Raw genomic sequence first — 15,550 nt, 5'->3', positions numbered from 1 at the left:
ACGTGAATTGCGACCGCTGAACCGGTAGGGTCGTGATCCCGACCAATGACAGCGCCGGAAAGGGCCTTTTTCCCGGCTTGGAGGAGATATGAGCGGTTTCGACATTTTCGCGATTGTTCTGGTGTTGCTCGTCATCGTCACGCTGGTCGCCGGCGTGAAGACGGTGCCGCAGGGCTATGACTGGACCATCGAACGGTTCGGCAAATACACCCAGACGCTCAGCCCCGGGCTCAACCTGATCGTGCCCTATTTCGATCGCGTCGGACGCAAGATCAACATGATGGAGCAGGTGATCGACATCCCCGAGCAGGAGGTGATCACCAAGGACAACGCCACCGTGACGGTGGACGGCGTCGCCTTTTATCAGGTGTTCGACGCCGCGAAGGCGAGCTACGAGGTCGCCAACCTGAACCAGGCGATCACGGTGCTGACCATGACCAACATCCGCTCGGTGATGGGCTCGATGGACCTCGACCAGGTGCTGTCGCACCGCGACGAGATCAACGAGCGCCTCTTGCGCGTCGTCGATGCTGCGGTCTCGCCCTGGGGCGTCAAGGTCAACCGCATCGAGATCAAGGACATCGTGCCGCCGGCCGACCTCGTCGAGGCCATGGGCCGGCAGATGAAGGCCGAGCGCGTCAAGCGCGCCGACATCCTCGCCGCCGAAGGCCAGCGCCAGTCGGAGATCCTGCGCGCCGAGGGCGCCAAGCAGGGCCAGATCCTCCAGGCCGAAGGCCGCCGCGAGGCCGCCTTCCGCGACGCCGAGGCGCGCGAGCGTCTGGCCGAGGCCGAAGCCAAAGCGACGCAGGCGGTGTCGGAGGCCATCTCCAAGGGTGACGTCGCCGCGTTGAACTATTTCATCGCCGATAAATATATCAAGGCGTTCGGCCAGTTCGCGGATGCGCCGAACCAGAAGATCATCATGCTGCCGGTGGAAGCCGTGAGCATGCTTGGCTCGCTCGCCGGCATCGGCGAGATCGCCAAGGCAACGTTCGGCGAAAGTGCCGCATTGGCAGCTGCTGCCGCACGCCGCGGCGGATCGGTCCCGTCGTCGGGCCCGACGCCGCCCGTCGTGCCGCCGCAGTAACTGGGTATTTTAGAGGTCGTGTCATGACCGACATGTTCGTATCGCTGGGCAACTGGAATTGGCTGATCTTCGGCTTCATCCTGATGGCGCTCGAGGTGCTGGCGCCCGGCGTCTTCCTGTTCTGGCTCGGCTTGGCTGCGCTGCTCGTCGGGCTGATCTCGTTCGCTGTTGCCATGTCCTGGCAGATTCAGCTGGTGATGTTCGCGATCTTCGCAGCGGCAGCCGTGCCGGTGTGGCGCCGCCTCGCCCGGCCGAAGCCGGACGCAACCACGAGCCCGTTCCTGAACAAGCGCACCGAGGCGCTGCTCGGGCGCGAGTTCACGCTGGAGAAGCCGATCATCGACGGCACCGGCACCGTGCGCATCGGCGACACGATCTGGCGCGTCGCGGGCCCGGATACGCCGGCCGGCACGCGGGTGAAGGTGGTGCGCGTGGACGGCGCCAATCTGACGGTCGCGGCGGCGTAGCGGCCCTTACCCTCCCCTTGTGGGCCCCTGGAGGGGGAGGGTCGATCGCGCGCAGCGCGAGCGGGGTGGGGTGATCTCTCCACTCGGGCACCGCTTCTGTGGAGAGACTGTCACCCCACCCCGTCTCACATTTCGCTACGCTCCATGTGAGCCGACCCTCCCCCTCCAGGGGAGGGTAAAAGACGTCCTACCTCTTCCACCGCTCCGCAAACCGGTGCAGCGGCATGAACGTCTCGCACAATTCCCGCCCCAGCGGCGTCAGCCGGTAGCCGCCGGCGTCGCCCAGCTCGACGAATCCCGCCTCGCGCAGCTCGCTCAGCCGCGCTTGCAGCACCGTGGGCGAGGCTTCATCGCAGGCGGTGCGCAGTGCGCGCGAGGTGAGGGGCTCGCCACGCAATTCCCACAGGATCCGGAGGCTCCAGCGCCGGCCGAGCAGGTCGAGCAATGCCATGATCGGCCGCCCGGTGCGCGAGCCGCGGACGCTGCGTATCGTCGAGCCTGCCTGTTTCGCCATCGTCGCCTCTTGCGTCGTGCTACAAATAGTGTAGCGTGCTGCTACGATAATTGTAGCAACAGAGACCGCCAATGTCTTCCGCCATGTCCCAGCCGATGCCGCGCATCGCCCCGCTCATGCCGCCTTATCCCCCGGAGATCCAGGCGCAGTTCGACCGCATCATGCGCGGCGCGCCGCCGCTGATGCTGTTCCGGGTGCTGGCGGGTCACGGCCGCGCCTGGGACAAGTTTCGCGCCGGCGGCCTGCTCGATCCCGGCCCGCTGTCCTTGCGTGCGCGCGAGATCGTCATCGACCGCACCTGCGCGCTGAACAGATGCGAATACGAATGGGGTGTGCATGTCGCGATCTTTGCCGGGGCGGCAAAGCTCACCGAGGAGGAGGTGCGTGCGACGGTGCAGGGGGATGCAGCATCGACATGCTGGTCGCCGGCCGAGCAGGCGCTGATCGCCGCCGTCGACGCGCTGCACGCCCGCGCGACATTCACCGACGAGGAGTTCGCCGCGCTGTCGGCGCATTACGACGAGCCGCAGATTTTAGAGGTCATGCTGCTGTGCGGCTTTTATCGCACGGTGTCGTATCTGGCGAACGGCCTGCGACTGCCGTTGGAGGAGACGGCGGCGCGGTTTCCGGCGTAGCTGTCATTCCGGGGCGCGCGCAGCGCGAACCCGGAACCCATCGTGCCGCAACCTCGGAGATGAATGGATTCCGGGCTCGCGCCAAGTGGCGCGCCCCGGAATGACGACGCGGAGAGGAGGGCGTCCTACGCCACCCCCGCGCGCAGCAGATCGTGCAGATGCACGATCCCGACCACCTTGTTCGCCTCCGTCACCAGCAGCGTCGTGATCTTGCGGGTGTTCAGCACCTCGATCATCTCGGTCGCGAGCATCGAGGGCGGTACGGTCTTGGGCTGCTTCGTCATGATCTCGTCGACCATCACCGTCAAAAGGTCAGGCCGCATGTGGCGGCGCAGATCGCCGTCGGTGATGATGCCGACGGCCTCGCCCGCATCGTTGACGATGCAGACGCAGCCCAATCCCTTGGCCGACATCTCGACCACGGCCTCGGACATCTTGGTGCCTTCAGGCTTGACCGGAATCTCCACGCCCGTGCGCATGTAGTCGCGCACGAATTTCAGCATCGCACCCAGCTTGCCACCGGGGTGGAAATGCGCAAACTCCAGCGCAGTGAAGCCGCGGCCTTCGAGCAGCGCGATCGCGAGCGCGTCGCCGATCGCGGCCTGCATCAGCGTCGAGGTGGTCGGCGCAAGATTGTGCGGGCAGGCCTCGCGCGCCTTCGGCAGCTCGATCACGATGTCGGCGGCCTGGCCGAGCGAGGATGCCGCGTTCGAGGTCACCGCGATCATGGGGATCGCGAATCGCGCCGAATAGTTCACGAGGTTCTTCATCTCCGGCTGCTCGCCGGACCAGGACAGCGCCATGATGACGTCGTCGGCGGTGATCATGCCGAGGTCGCCATGGCCGGCTTCGGCGGCGTGCACGAAGAAGGCGGGCGTGCCGGTCGAGGCCAGCGTCGCCGCGATCTTGCGTCCCATGTGGCCGGACTTGCCGAGCCCGGTGACGATGACACGGCCCTTGGCCTGCCGGATCAGCTCGACCGCTTTGGCGAAGGTCGCCCCGAGCGGGCCGCGCAGGGCGGCGGCGAGCGCGTTGATGCCGCCGCTCTCCGTCTCCAGCGTGCGGAGCGCGGATTCGACGCTATCGGGAGTGGGGCCGGATGATGCGGTCATCAGCGGTTTCGAGCTCGGCATGGTCTGGTCCAGGGAAGAGGGGCGTTCGCCCGTTGGCGCCTGCTTAGCACGCCCCGACCAGCGAGGCGACGAGCGCCCCGACACCCTCAACGGGTCATTAACCATAATTGTTTTAACTCCATTAACGATGGTTCCCCGCCAGCCGGCGGGAACGATCGTGAAAGTATTTGATTTCGTTGGGGTAATTTCATCGTGGGGTCGTCTCCAGGCAGGGGCCGGAGCAAACGCGCGCATTTCCTGCGCGCCGCCTTGCCGTGCCTGGCGCTGACGGCCCTCGGAAGCGGCCCGGCGGCCGCCCAGAGCCTCACGCCCGACCTGTTCAATCCCAACCGCGGCGGCTTCGCCTCGCCCGACACGCTGCCGACGCGCCGCACGGCGGGCGTGCTGCAGGCGCCATCGGATGCATTGCCGACGTTGCCCGATCCCAATGCCGATCCGCGCAAGGCCCGCGAGAGGCCGGCGACCTCGCGCGTCGGCCAGGTCCCGACCTACGGCCTGCCCGCGGCCACCGGCGCGAGCAGCTCCGGCTACGATTCGCTCAACCGCAGACGGCAGCAGCCAAAGCTTTATCCTGGCCAGCCGAAGCCGAAGCGTCCCGTCGGCCCGGGTTCGCCGCCGCCACCAGCAACGCCGATCACGACGCTGGGCCCGCCGCGCATCGCGCCGCCGCCGTCCGAGACCGCGCACAAGACGCCGGTAGCCCCGGCGATGGCCGGCAACGTGCCCGGCCAGCCGCTGCGCCGCCGCCTCAAGCTCGATGAGGATTCGTTCGGCGCGGTCGGCGATTATGCCGGCAGCTTCCTGATCAAGGGCGGGCTCGAGCTCTCTGCCGGCTATGACACCAATCCGACGCGCCTCAACAAGCCGGTCGGTTCGCCGGCTTATGTGGTCGCGCCCGATCTCCTCGTGGTGTCCGATTGGGAGCGCCACGCGCTGGTCGCCGATTTGCGCGGCTCGTTCTCAGGCTACACCAACAACATGCCGGCGACCATCGACGGCTTCGCCTCGCCGTCGCCGGTCGAGGCCAATCGTCCCGATTTCACCGGCCATGTCGATGGCCGGCTCGACGTGACCCGCGATTTCAAGCTGACCTCGCAGCTGCGCCTGCGGCTCGCCACCGACAATCCCGGCAGCCCCAACGTGCAGGCTGGCCTGCAGAAATATCCTGTCTACGCCGCTTTTGGGACGACCGTCGGCTTCGACCAGACCTTCAATCGCTTCCAGGTCGCTGCCGGCGCCACTGTCGATCGCACCGCCTACACGGACTCGAAACTGACCGACGGCTCGACCTTCAGCAATAACGATCGCGACTTCAATCAGTATGGTGGCGTCGGACGCTTCTCCTACGATCTCAAGCCAGGCCTGAAGCCCTTCGTCGAGATCCAGGGCGACACCCGCGTCCACGACCAGGCCGCCGACCGCAACGGCTACTTCCGCGATTCGAACGGCGGCTATGCCAAGGTCGGCTCGTCATTCGAGTTCTCGCGCATTCTCACCGGCGAGATCTCGGTCGGCTATTCTGCGCGCAGCTATACCGATCCGCGCCTCAGCCAGCTCTCGGGCTTCCTCACCACGGGCTCGCTGATCTGGAACGCCAGCGGCCTCACCACGGTGAAATTCTTCACGGACACGCAGATCGCGGAGACCACCATCCCCGGCTCCTCCGGCGTCCTGGTGCGCACCTATGCCGCCGAAGTCGACCACGACTTCCGCCGCTGGCTCACCGCGGTCGGCAAGTTCACCTACGGCACGTATGACTACCAGAACCAGAACCGCAACGACAAAACCTACTCGCTCGAAGGCAATTTGATCTACAAGCTCAACCGCAACATCTGGATCAAGGGCACGCTGCGTCACGACATCTTGGATTCGAACCAGGCGGGATCGAGCTCGTCGGGGACGGTGGTGATGGTCGGGGTGAGGCTGCAGAATTAGGCGAGCCAGCTTGTGGCGCGAAGCTCGCGACTCACTCCGCTGTCATGCCCCGGCTTGACCGGGGCATCCAGTACGCCGCGGCTTGTCGATTCAATCACAACTGCCTCTGGAATACTGGATCGCCCGCTTTCGCGGGCGATGACAGTCTCAGTTGTGTCGATCAGCTCGCGCCTCACTCAGCGCGGCAGATCCGTCTTCCCCATCAGGAACGTATCAATCGACCGCGCACACAGCCGGCCTTCACGGATCGCCCACACCACCAGCGATTGCCCGCGCCGCATGTCGCCTGCTGTGAACACGTTCGGTCGCGAGGTCTGGTAGTCCAAGGTGTTGGCCTTGACGTTGCCGCGCGGGTCGAGCTCGACCGAGAGCATCTTGAGCAGGCCTTCGTGCACGGGGTGCACGAAACCCATCGCGAGCAGGATGAGCTCGGCGTCCAGCTCGAACTCGGTGCCGGTGATCGGCTTGAACTTGTCGTCGACGCGCACGCAGTGCAGCTTCTTGACCTTGCCGTTCTCGCCCGAGAACTTCTGGGTCAGCACGGCGTATTCGCGGATCGCGCCTTCGGCCTGGCTCGAGGACGTCCGCATCTTCAGCGGCCAGTTCGGCCAGGTCAGGCCCTTGTTCTCGCGCTCAGGCGGAGCGGGCATGATCTCGAGCTGGGTCACCGACAGCGCGCCCTGGCGCAGCGAGGTGCCGATGCAGTCCGAGCCGGTGTCGCCGCCGCCGATGACGACGACATGCTTGCCGCCGGCCAGGATCTCCTGGACGCCGTTCAGGGGCTCACTCGAGACGCGGCGGTTCTGCTGCGGCAGGAAGTCCATGGCGTAGTGGATGCCCTGGAGGTCGCGGCCGGGGATCGGCAGATCGCGCGGGGCTTCCGCGCCGCCGGTCAGCGCCACGGCGTCGTAGTCGTTGAGCAGCTCGCGCGGATCGACATTGCCGGCTGCGCCGACATGGCTGTTGTAGTGGAAGGTGACGCCTTCGGCTTCCATCTGCGCCACACGGCGGTCGATGACGCCCTTCTCCATCTTGAAGTCGGGGATGCCGTAGCGCAGCAGGCCGCCGGCCTTGGCGTACTTCTCGAAGAGGTGCACATCGTGGCCGGCGCGCGCCAGCTGCTGCGCGCAGGCCATGCCGGCCGGGCCCGAGCCGATCACGGCGACCTTCTTGCCGGTCTTCTCGGCGGCGATCTCTGGCTTCAGCCAGCCATTGTCCCAGGCGCGGTCGACGATCGCGCATTCGATGGTCTTGATGGTGACGGGGTTGTCGTCGATGTTGAGCGTGCAGGACGCTTCGCACGGCGCCGGACAAATGCGCCCCGTGAATTCCGGGAAATTGTTGGTCGAGTGCAGGTTGCGCGAGGCTTCTTCCCAATTGCCCTGATAGACGAGGTCGTTCCAGTCGGGGATCTGGTTGTTGACCGGGCAGCCGGGCGTGCCGGGCGCGACCGAGCCGGTGCCGTGGCAATAGGGAATGCCGCAATTCATGCAGCGCGCGGCCTGCTCGCGCACCTCCTTCTCGGAGAGCGGAACGACGAATTCCTTGTAATGCTGCACGCGCTCGGCGACCGGGGTGTACTTGCGGTCGTGCCGTTCGATTTCCAGAAAACCCGTGATCTTGCCCATCAAACCCGAAGTCCTGCCGCTTAGTCGTTTGTTCTCTCACCCCTCATCCTGAGGAGCGGCGCGCTTTTTGCGCCGCGTCTCGAAGGATGGAGGCCCGGATGGTGACCTCATGGTTCGAGACGCAGCTATCGCGCTCCTCACCATGAGGGCTTTTTCTTACGCCCCGATCGCGATTTTCGGCTCGGCGTCCGCGTTGGCGGCCAGTTCGCGCAGCGCGCGCCGGTACTCGACCGGCATCACCTTGCGGAACTTGGGCAGCCATTCCTTCCAGTTGGCGAGGATGTCGGCGGCGCGCTTGGAGCCGGTTGCCTTGGCATGGCGCGTGATCAGCACGTGCAGCCGCTCGACGTCGGAGGCGAGCAGGTTCTTGAACACGTCGACCCGGCCATGCGCCTCGAGGTCGCCGGAGGCGTGATAGGTGTCGGCATTGATCATCTCCTCCGACACCACCGGCTCGAGCTCGACCATGCTGAGGTTGCACAGCTTGTCGAAGTCGCCGGCCTCGTCCAGCACATAGGCGATGCCGCCGGACATGCCGGCCGCGAAGTTGCGTCCGGTCTTGCCGAGCACGACCACGATGCCGCCGGTCATGTATTCGCAGCAATGATCGCCCGCGCCCTCCACCACCGCCACGGCACCGGAATTGCGCACGGCAAAGCGTTCGCCGGCGATGCCGCGGAAGTAGCACTCGCCATCGATCGCGCCGTACATCACGGTGTTGCCGACGATGATGCTCTCTTCCGGCACGATGGCGGAGTTCTTCGGCGGCTTGACGATGATCTTGCCGCCCGAAAGGCCCTTGCCGACATAGTCGTTGCCTTCACCCTCGAGCTCGAAGGTGACGCCGTGGGCGAGCCACGCACCGAAGGCCTGGCCGGCGGTGCCCTTGAGGCTGACATGGATGGTGTCGTGCGGCAGGCCGGCGTGGCCGTAGATCTTGGCGACCGCGCCCGACAGCATCGCACCCGCAGAGCGGTTGGTGCTGTTGATCGCGGCCTCGATCTTCACCGGTGCGCCGCGGTCGAGCGCAGGCGTCGCCTGCTCGATCAGCGTGCGGTCGAGCACCGCCTCCAGATGATGGTTCTGGCGCTCGGAGTGATAGATCTTCTGGCCCCTCTCTTCCTTCTGCTTGACGAACAGTTTTGAGAAATCGAGGCCCTTGGCCTTCCAGTGCGCGACCAGCCTGGTCTGGTCGAGCAGCTGAACCTGGCCGACCATCTCGTTGAAGGTGCGGAAGCCGAGGCTTGCCATGATCTCGCGGACTTCCTCGGCGACGAAGAAGAAGTAGTTGATCACGTGCTCGGGCTGGCCGGTGAAGCGCTTGCGCAGCACCGGGTCCTGGGTCGCGACGCCGACCGGGCAGGTGTTGAGATGGCACTTGCGCATCATGATGCAGCCGGCCGCGATCAGCGGCGCGGTGGCGAAGCCGAACTCGTCGGCCCCGAGCAGCGCGCCGATCACGACGTCACGGCCGGTGCGGAAGCCGCCGTCGACCTGGACCACGATGCGGCTGCGCAGCCGCTCGCGCACCAGCGTCTGGTGGGTCTCGGCAAGGCCGATCTCCCACGGTGATCCCGCATGCTTGATCGAGGTCAGCGGCGATGCGCCCGTGCCGCCCTCGAAGCCCGCGATGGTGACATGGTCGGCGCGCGCCTTGGCGACGCCCGCGGCGACCGTGCCGACGCCGATCTCGGAGACGAGCTTGACCGAGACGTCACCCGTCGGGTTGACGTTCTTGAGGTCGTAGATGAGCTGCGCCAGGTCCTCGATCGAGTAGATGTCGTGGTGCGGCGGCGGCGAGATCAGGCCGACGCCCGGCGTCGAGTGCCGGACTCTTGCGATGGTCGCGTCGACCTTGTGGCCGGGCAGCTGGCCGCCTTCGCCGGGCTTGGCACCCTGCGCCATCTTGATCTGCATCATGTCGGAGTTGACGAGATACTCCGTGGTGACGCCGAAGCGGCCAGAGGCGACCTGCTTGATCGCCGAGCGCATGGAATCGCCGTTCGGCATCGGCTTGAAGCGATCGGCTTCCTCGCCGCCTTCGCCGGTGTTCGACTTGCCGCCGATCCGGTTCATGGCGATTGCGAGCGTGGTGTGCGCCTCGCGCGAGATCGAGCCGAAGCTCATCGCACCGGTGGCGAAGCGCCTGACGATGTCCTTGGCCGGCTCGACCTGGTCGAGCGGGATCGGCTTGCGCTTCTCCTCCTCGGCGTTCTTGATCCGGAACAGGCCGCGCAGCGTCAAAAGACGCTCCGACTGCTCGTTGAGGATCTTTGCGAAGGCGCGATAGCGCTCCTGCGAATTGCCGCGCGCGGCGTGCTGCAGCAGCGACACCGACTCGGCGGTCCAGGCATGGTCCTCGCCGCGGCTGCGATAGGCATATTCGCCGCCGACGTCGAGCGCGCTCTTGTAGACCTGCGCCTCGCCGAACGCGTCGGCATGGCGGCGCACGGCTTCTTCCGCGATCTCGGCAAGACCGACGCCCTCGACGCGGGTGTGCGTGCCGGCAAAGAATTTGGCGACGAAATCAGCCTTCAGACCGACCGCGTCGAAGATCTGCGCGCCGCAATAGGACTGGTAGGTCGAGATGCCCATCTTGGACATCACCTTGAGCAGGCCCTTGCCGATCGACTTGATGTAGCGCTTGACGATCTCGTAGTCGTCGAGCGAGCCGGGCAGGCGGTCCTTCATCGCGATGATGGTCTCGAACGCCAGATACGGATTGATCGCTTCGGCGCCGTAGCCGGCAAGGCACGCGAAGTGGTGCACTTCGCGCGGCTCGCCGGATTCGACGACGAGACCGACCGAGGTGCGCAGACCGACGCGGATCAGATGATGATGCACGGCGGCACAGGCCAGCAGTGCCGGGATCGGCACGCGGTCGGTGCCGATCATGCGGTCGGACAGGATGATGATGTTGACGCCCTCGCGCACCGCGCTTTCAGCGCGCGCGCAGAGCTCGTCCAGCACCTGGTCCATGCCGGCCGCGCCGAGACCGGCGTGGAAAGTGGTGTCCAGCGTGCGCGACTTGAAGTGCGACTCCACCTCCGAAATCGAGCGTATCTTCTCCAGATCCGCGTCGGTAAGGATCGGCTGGCGCACTTCGAGGCGCTTGGTGGTGGCAAGCCCTTGCAGGTCGAACAGGTTCGGCCTCGGCCCGATGATCGAGACGAGGCTCATCACCAGCTCCTCGCGGATCGGGTCGATCGGCGGGTTGGTGACCTGCGCGAAGTTCTGCTTGAAGTAGGTGAACAGCGGCTTGGCCTTGTCCGACAGCGCCGAGATCGGCGTGTCGTTGCCCATCGAGCCCGCGGCTTCCTCGCCGGTGGCCGCCATCGGCGTCATCAGGATGGTGATGTCTTCCTGGCTGTAGCCGAACGCCTGCTGGCGATCGAGCAGCGACAGGTTCGAGCGCACGCCTGTTGTCGGCACCTTCGGCAGCTCTTCCAGCACGATCTGGGTCCGCTCAAGCCATTCCTTGTAGGGATGGCTCCTGGCGAGCTCGGCCTTGATCTCGTCATCCGGGATGAGGCGGCCCTGATCGAGGTCGACCAGCAGCATCTTGCCGGGCTGCAGGCGCCACTTGGTGATGATCTGGTCCTCGGGGATGGTCAGCACGCCCATCTCGGACGCCATCACGATGCGATCGTCCTTGGTGACGAGATAGCGCGCCGGCCGCAGGCCGTTGCGGTCGAGCGTGGCGCCAATCTGGCGGCCATCGGTGAAGGCGATCGCGGCGGGGCCGTCCCACGGCTCCATCAGCGCGGCATGATATTCGTAGAAGGCGCGGCGCTTTTCGTCCATCAAGGGATTGCCGGCCCACGCCTCCGGAATCATCATCATGACGGCGTGCGGCAGCGAGTAGCCGCCCTGCACCAGGAATTCGAGCGCGTTGTCGAAGCAGGCGGTGTCCGACTGGCCTTCATAAGAGATCGGCCACAGCCGGTTGATGTCCTTGCCGTAGAGCTCGGAGCTCACCGAGGCCTGGCGCGCCGCCATCCAGTTGGTGTTGCCGCGCAACGTGTTGATCTCGCCGTTATGCGCGATCATGCGGTACGGGTGCGCCAGCGACCACGCCGGGAAGGTGTTGGTCGAGAAGCGCTGGTGCACCAGCGCCAGCGCGCTCTCGAAGTCCTTCTCGTGCAGGTCGGGATAGTACTTGCCGAGCTGGTCGGCGAGGAACATGCCCTTGTAGATCACGGTGCGGCAGGACATCGAGCAGGGGTAATAGCCGGCGAGGCCGCGGTCGCGGCGCTGGTAGATCGCCTGCGAGATCGACTTGCGCAGGATGTAGAGCCGGCGCTCGAACTCGTCCTCGGTCTTGGCGATGCCGTTGCGGCCGATGAACACCTGCATGCAGGCGGGCTCGGTCGGCTTCACGGTGACGCCGAGCGAGGAATTGTCGGTCGGCACGTCGCGCCAGCCGAGTAGGGTCAGGCCCTCTTCCTTGATCTGGTCGGCGATGATGCTCTTGATGACGTTGCGCCAGGCGGTGTCGCGCGGCATGAACAGCGCGCCGATGGCGTATTCGCCGGGATTAGGTAGCGCGAAGCCGAGCTCCTTCGCCTTGCGGCTGAAGAAGGCGTGCGGGATCTGCACCAGAATGCCGGCGCCGTCACCGGCGCGCGGGTCGGCGCCGACGGCGCCGCGGTGCTCGAGGTTGCAGAGGATGCTCAGCGCGTCCGAGACGATCTCGTGCGACTTCTGGCCCTTGATGTTGGCGATGAAGCCGACGCCGCAGGAATCCTTCTCGAGGGCGGGATCGTAGAGGCCCTCGGCTTTGGGCCGCGAATTGTGCTCCTGAATCGGATCGGTCGTTTTCGAGGCGACCGTCGCCGACAGCTCTTCTGCCACGATGTTTGCGCGCTCGAATTGCGACCCGTTCATTGTTCCTGTCCTCTCCATGCGGCAAGCTGCCTCACCGCCATCTTCGGCGCACCTTGGGCGTCCCGCGGCACCCGCTCCTGGGCCACCGCTCGTCCGCTGCGAGCCGCATTTTCTTAAATTCAGGCCTAGGCGTTCTTCGTCCCCGAGAACGGCTTTGCCCGTTGCCTTATGGTGCTCGAAAGCACCAGCTTTCGCTGCAATCCCTATGCCGGAACCGCAAGCAAAATTGAGACAGTCTTCCTGTCCTAACCATCACCTTGCCAAATTTTTGTCTAGCACACAAGCGCGCGAAAGTCCCGATTCCCGATAAGTCAATCAATCGCTTTCCAAAAGTTGCGCAGCCCCGGTTTTGAGGCAAACGCGCCCTGATCCGGCCCCGCCGGCGCCGAAATCCCGAATGAAGCTTCGGATCAACCCTTCGGAAGGCGCGCCACGCCGCAAGAAGCGAAAGAGGGCGGGTCACCGGAGGGCCTGACAGGAGCGTCTCGATCATGAAGTTTTTCACAGGATGTGTGGCGGCCGCCGCGTTGGCGCTGGCTGCAGGTGCGGGGCACGCCCAGGTTCCCGCGAGCGGTATCGCGAGAGGGGCCGTTGTCACGGTGTCGGATTTCGACGGGCCCTACGCGCCGCCGGAGGCCGCCCCGCCGCCGCGTTATGGTTATGGCTACGGCTACGAGGAACGCGGTCCGGCGCCGGTCTTGTTGCCGTCAACGGAGGTTTATGCGGTGCTGCGCGAAAACGGCTTCTCGCCGCTCGGCATCCCGCGCCTGCGCGGCAACGTCTACACCATCGCGGTGATCGACCATCGCGGCGACGATGGCCGGCTGGTGATCGACGCCCGCGACGGGCGGATCATCCGCTTCATGCCCGCCGCCGACGCCTATGGCATGGCACCCGCCTATGACGAACGCGCGGTCGCGCCTTACGGGCCGCAAAGCGCGCTGCCGCCGCCGACCGTGATCCGCAGCGGCCCGCCGCGCCCGCCGGCCCCGATTCCCCATGTCGCCAGCCGCGCTGTGCCGCTGCCCAAGGCCGCCCCGCGGCGCGGCGAGACGTCGGTCGCGGCGGCGAAGCCGGCCGAGCCGGTGGCGCAGCAGGCTCAGCCTGTGCAGCAGACCGCTGCCGTGCAGGCAAAGCCGGCCGAGGCCACACCGCAAGCCGCCGTGCCGACCCTCGCTCAGACCAAGCCTGCAGCGACGATTCTGCCGACGCAGGAGATGCCGGCGGCGCAGGGGCTGGATTAGCGCTTGTCGTTGATCGGCTCGCTGTGAAAGGCGAGCCGCGAGCCACACTGACGCTGTCGTCCCTGCGCACGCGACAGCGGGGAGACAGTTGAGCAAAACAAAGCGCCCGACACTTCCGCCGCTTCTTATGCGATGCAAAACGAAAAAAACGCCCCGGGGCACCGGGGCGTTTTCGCAACCTGGAAGTCGCGTGGCTTAGGCGGCTTGCGCGGCGGAGTTCTCGATCACCTGCGCCTTGGCGCCGGCGTTGATCGCGATCTGGCGAGGCTTCTTGGCCTCGGGAATCTCGCGGACGAGATCGACGTGAAGCAGGCCGTTCTCGAGCGAGGCGTCCTTCACCTGCACGAAGTCGGCAAGCTGGAAGGCGCGCTCGAACGCACGCGCGGCGATGCCGCGGTAGAGCACTTCGGATTTCGAGTTTTCGTTCGCGACCTTCTCGCCCTTGATCGTCAGCGTGTTTTCCTTCGCGACGATGGAGAGCTCATCCTTGGCAAAGCCCGAGACCGCGACGGTGATGCGGTAGGCGTTCTCGCCGGTACGCTCGATGTTGTAGGGGGGATAACCGGGGCTGCCGTCAGAGCTGGCCTGGTCGAGCAGGTTGAACAGACGGTCGAAGCCGACGGTGGAACGATAGAACGGGGTGAGATCGTAGGTACGCATGGTCAAGTCCTCCATTGAGCGACTGTTTGGGTAACCCGCCCGCCATCGGGCCGGGCTCATCTCTGTGTGCAGCCTGATGTTCCGGTTCCGAAACACTGGTAGCGGCCTGCACGAAAGTGATATGGGTGAAACGAGACGGCGTTCAAGAGGGCGGCATTTGCGCCTTTTCGGCGCTCTAGCCCCTTGATTTGCAGTACTTCCCGCCTATGACGCTGGTCTCGATCCCGTCCAATCCCGTTCCCGAAAACGTCGTCAGCGGCACCATCAAGACCCCCGACGGCGCCGAGCTGCGCTTTGCGCGGTGGGCGCCGCCGGCGAACCGCAAGGGCACCGTCTGCGTCTTCACCGGGCGCAGCGAGCAGATCGAGAAATATTTCGAGACCGTGCGCGACCTGCGTGACCGCGGCTTCGCGGTGGCGATGATCGACTGGCGCGGGCAGGGCCACTCGTCGCGCCGCCTGCGCGATCCGCGCAAGGGCTATGTGCGCGACTTCGCCGATTTCGAGATCGACGTTGAGACCTTCGTGCAGCAGGTGGTGCTGCCGGATTGCCCACCGCCGTTCTTCGCGCTCGCCCACTCCATGGGCGGCACGGTGCTGCTGCGGGTGGCGCATGCCGGCAAGCGCTGGTTCGACCGCATGGTGCTGTCGGCGCCCATGATCGACCTCCCCGGGCGCACCACCTCGTTCCCGGTGCGTGCGCTGCTCAAGACGATGCGTCTGCTCGGGCAGGGCGGCCGTTACGTTCCTGGCGGCAGCGACCGCCTCACCGGCCTCGATCCCTTCATCAACAATCCCCTGACCAGCGATCCGGTGCGCTATGCGCGGAATGCCGCGATCCTGGAGGAAGACCCGACGCTCGGGCTGGCGTCACCGACGGTTGCCTGGGCCGATACCGCCTTCCGCGCCATGCACACCTTCAAGCGCGTGAACTATCCCTCTCAGATCCGCCAGCCGATTCTGATGCTGGCGGCGTCCAACGATACCGTGGTCTCGACCGCGGCGATCGAGGAGTTCGCCTATCACTTGCGCGCCGGCTCCCATCTCGTGATCGCCGGCGCCAAGCACGAGATCCTCCAGGAGCAGGACCGCTACCGCTCCCAGTTCTGGGCCGCCTTCGACGCCTTCGTGCCGGGCACGCCGCTGTTCAAGTGAGAGAGTAGGCTCGGCCTTGCTTCACCTCTCCCGCTTGCGAGAGCTTTGCACAAAGGCGAATCAGCGATTCCATAGGGCCTAGGTTCGGAGGGGGCTCGGGATGGCATATCGACAGGTTGGGCAACCGAGTTTTGCGGACGCGCTGGTGTCGCGGCGAGGAAAAGGGAACCCGGTGCTGAGGCGGATTTGCGAGCTGGTCGACTGGG

The 15,550-nt window shown here is 65.7% G+C and carries 11 protein-coding genes; 6 read left to right on the top strand and 5 right to left on the bottom strand.

What is annotated here, in order from left to right:
- The first annotated feature begins 88 nt into the window (after nt 1–88).
- Complete coding sequence (locus tag CVM73_RS12965; protein WP_100232386.1) at nt 89–1,087, top strand: SPFH domain-containing protein; 999 nt, start codon at nt 89–91, stop codon at nt 1,085–1,087.
- A gap of 23 nt (nt 1,088–1,110) precedes the next feature.
- Nucleotides 1,111–1,554: an NfeD family protein gene (locus CVM73_RS12960; RefSeq protein ID WP_100232385.1), complete on the top strand. Its 444-nt coding sequence runs from the start codon at nt 1,111–1,113 to the stop codon at nt 1,552–1,554.
- A 187-nt stretch (nt 1,555–1,741) separates the two neighbouring features.
- Here CVM73_RS12960 and CVM73_RS12955 read toward each other — a convergent pair whose 3' ends face one another.
- Entirely contained in the window at nt 1,742–2,068 is a 327-nt protein-coding gene (locus tag CVM73_RS12955) for a winged helix-turn-helix transcriptional regulator (protein WP_100232384.1), read from the bottom strand.
- An 83-nt stretch (nt 2,069–2,151) separates the two neighbouring features.
- Between CVM73_RS12955 and CVM73_RS12950 the strand changes: the two genes are divergently transcribed.
- A complete protein-coding gene (locus tag CVM73_RS12950) occupies nt 2,152–2,703 on the top strand; it encodes a carboxymuconolactone decarboxylase family protein (protein ID WP_100232383.1) in 552 nt (183 codons plus the stop codon).
- A gap of 125 nt (nt 2,704–2,828) precedes the next feature.
- Here CVM73_RS12950 and CVM73_RS12945 read toward each other — a convergent pair whose 3' ends face one another.
- Complete coding sequence (locus CVM73_RS12945; protein ID WP_167406812.1) at nt 2,829–3,836, bottom strand: KpsF/GutQ family sugar-phosphate isomerase; 1,008 nt, start codon at nt 3,834–3,836, stop codon at nt 2,829–2,831.
- A gap of 192 nt (nt 3,837–4,028) precedes the next feature.
- On the opposite strand from CVM73_RS12945, the gene CVM73_RS12940 reads away from it, so the two are divergent.
- The gene (locus CVM73_RS12940; protein WP_100232381.1) at nt 4,029–5,771 is read left to right on the top strand and encodes an outer membrane beta-barrel protein; all 1,743 of its coding nucleotides are present in this window, start codon (nt 4,029–4,031) and stop codon (nt 5,769–5,771) included.
- A 176-nt stretch (nt 5,772–5,947) separates the two neighbouring features.
- Here the strand turns inward: CVM73_RS12940 and CVM73_RS12935 are convergent, their stop codons facing one another.
- Both CVM73_RS12935 and gltB read right to left on the bottom strand, forming a co-directional pair.
- Nucleotides 5,948–7,399: a glutamate synthase subunit beta gene (locus CVM73_RS12935; protein ID WP_100232380.1), complete on the bottom strand. Its 1,452-nt coding sequence runs from the start codon at nt 7,397–7,399 to the stop codon at nt 5,948–5,950.
- Nucleotides 7,400–7,555: 156 nt separating this feature from the next.
- Complete coding sequence (gene gltB, locus CVM73_RS12930) at nt 7,556–12,286, bottom strand: glutamate synthase large subunit (RefSeq protein ID WP_100232379.1); 4,731 nt, start codon at nt 12,284–12,286, stop codon at nt 7,556–7,558.
- A 491-nt stretch (nt 12,287–12,777) separates the two neighbouring features.
- Between gltB and CVM73_RS12925 the strand changes: the two genes are divergently transcribed.
- Complete coding sequence (locus tag CVM73_RS12925; RefSeq protein ID WP_100232378.1) at nt 12,778–13,530, top strand: hypothetical protein; 753 nt, start codon at nt 12,778–12,780, stop codon at nt 13,528–13,530.
- A 195-nt stretch (nt 13,531–13,725) separates the two neighbouring features.
- Here the strand turns inward: CVM73_RS12925 and CVM73_RS12920 are convergent, their stop codons facing one another.
- A complete protein-coding gene (locus tag CVM73_RS12920) occupies nt 13,726–14,190 on the bottom strand; it encodes an Hsp20 family protein (RefSeq protein ID WP_025032242.1) in 465 nt (154 codons plus the stop codon).
- A 206-nt stretch (nt 14,191–14,396) separates the two neighbouring features.
- Between CVM73_RS12920 and CVM73_RS12915 the strand changes: the two genes are divergently transcribed.
- A complete protein-coding gene (locus tag CVM73_RS12915; protein ID WP_100232376.1) occupies nt 14,397–15,344 on the top strand; it encodes an alpha/beta fold hydrolase in 948 nt (315 codons plus the stop codon).
- Nucleotides 15,345–15,550: the final 206 nt, after the last annotated feature.

It is taken from the genome of Bradyrhizobium forestalis (assembly GCF_002795245.1).
In the GTDB taxonomy this organism is placed as follows: domain Bacteria; phylum Pseudomonadota; class Alphaproteobacteria; order Rhizobiales; family Xanthobacteraceae; genus Bradyrhizobium; species Bradyrhizobium forestalis.
The sequence above is the reverse complement of the archived record's forward strand: the minus strand, read 5'-3'. Positions and strand labels throughout refer to the sequence as shown.

Excerpts from the sequence above, each read along its gene's own strand:
- CVM73_RS12965 (WP_100232386.1), top strand. The coding sequence starts at position 89 with ATGAGCGGTTTCGACATTTTCGCGATTGTTCTGGTGTTGCTCGTCATC.
- CVM73_RS12960 (WP_100232385.1), top strand. The coding sequence starts at position 1,111 with ATGACCGACATGTTCGTATCGCTGGGCAACTGGAATTGGCTGATCTTC.
- CVM73_RS12955 (WP_100232384.1), bottom strand. The coding sequence starts at position 2,068 with ATGGCGAAACAGGCAGGCTCGACGATACGCAGCGTCCGCGGCTCGCGC.
- CVM73_RS12950 (WP_100232383.1), top strand. The coding sequence starts at position 2,152 with ATGTCCCAGCCGATGCCGCGCATCGCCCCGCTCATGCCGCCTTATCCC.
- CVM73_RS12945 (WP_167406812.1), bottom strand. The coding sequence starts at position 3,836 with ATGCCGAGCTCGAAACCGCTGATGACCGCATCATCCGGCCCCACTCCC.
- CVM73_RS12935 (WP_100232380.1), bottom strand. The coding sequence starts at position 7,399 with ATGGGCAAGATCACGGGTTTTCTGGAAATCGAACGGCACGACCGCAAG.
- gltB (WP_100232379.1), bottom strand. The coding sequence starts at position 12,286 with ATGAACGGGTCGCAATTCGAGCGCGCAAACATCGTGGCAGAAGAGCTG.
- CVM73_RS12925 (WP_100232378.1), top strand. The coding sequence starts at position 12,778 with ATGAAGTTTTTCACAGGATGTGTGGCGGCCGCCGCGTTGGCGCTGGCT.
- CVM73_RS12920 (WP_025032242.1), bottom strand. The coding sequence starts at position 14,190 with ATGCGTACCTACGATCTCACCCCGTTCTATCGTTCCACCGTCGGCTTC.
- CVM73_RS12915 (WP_100232376.1), top strand. The coding sequence starts at position 14,397 with ATGACGCTGGTCTCGATCCCGTCCAATCCCGTTCCCGAAAACGTCGTC.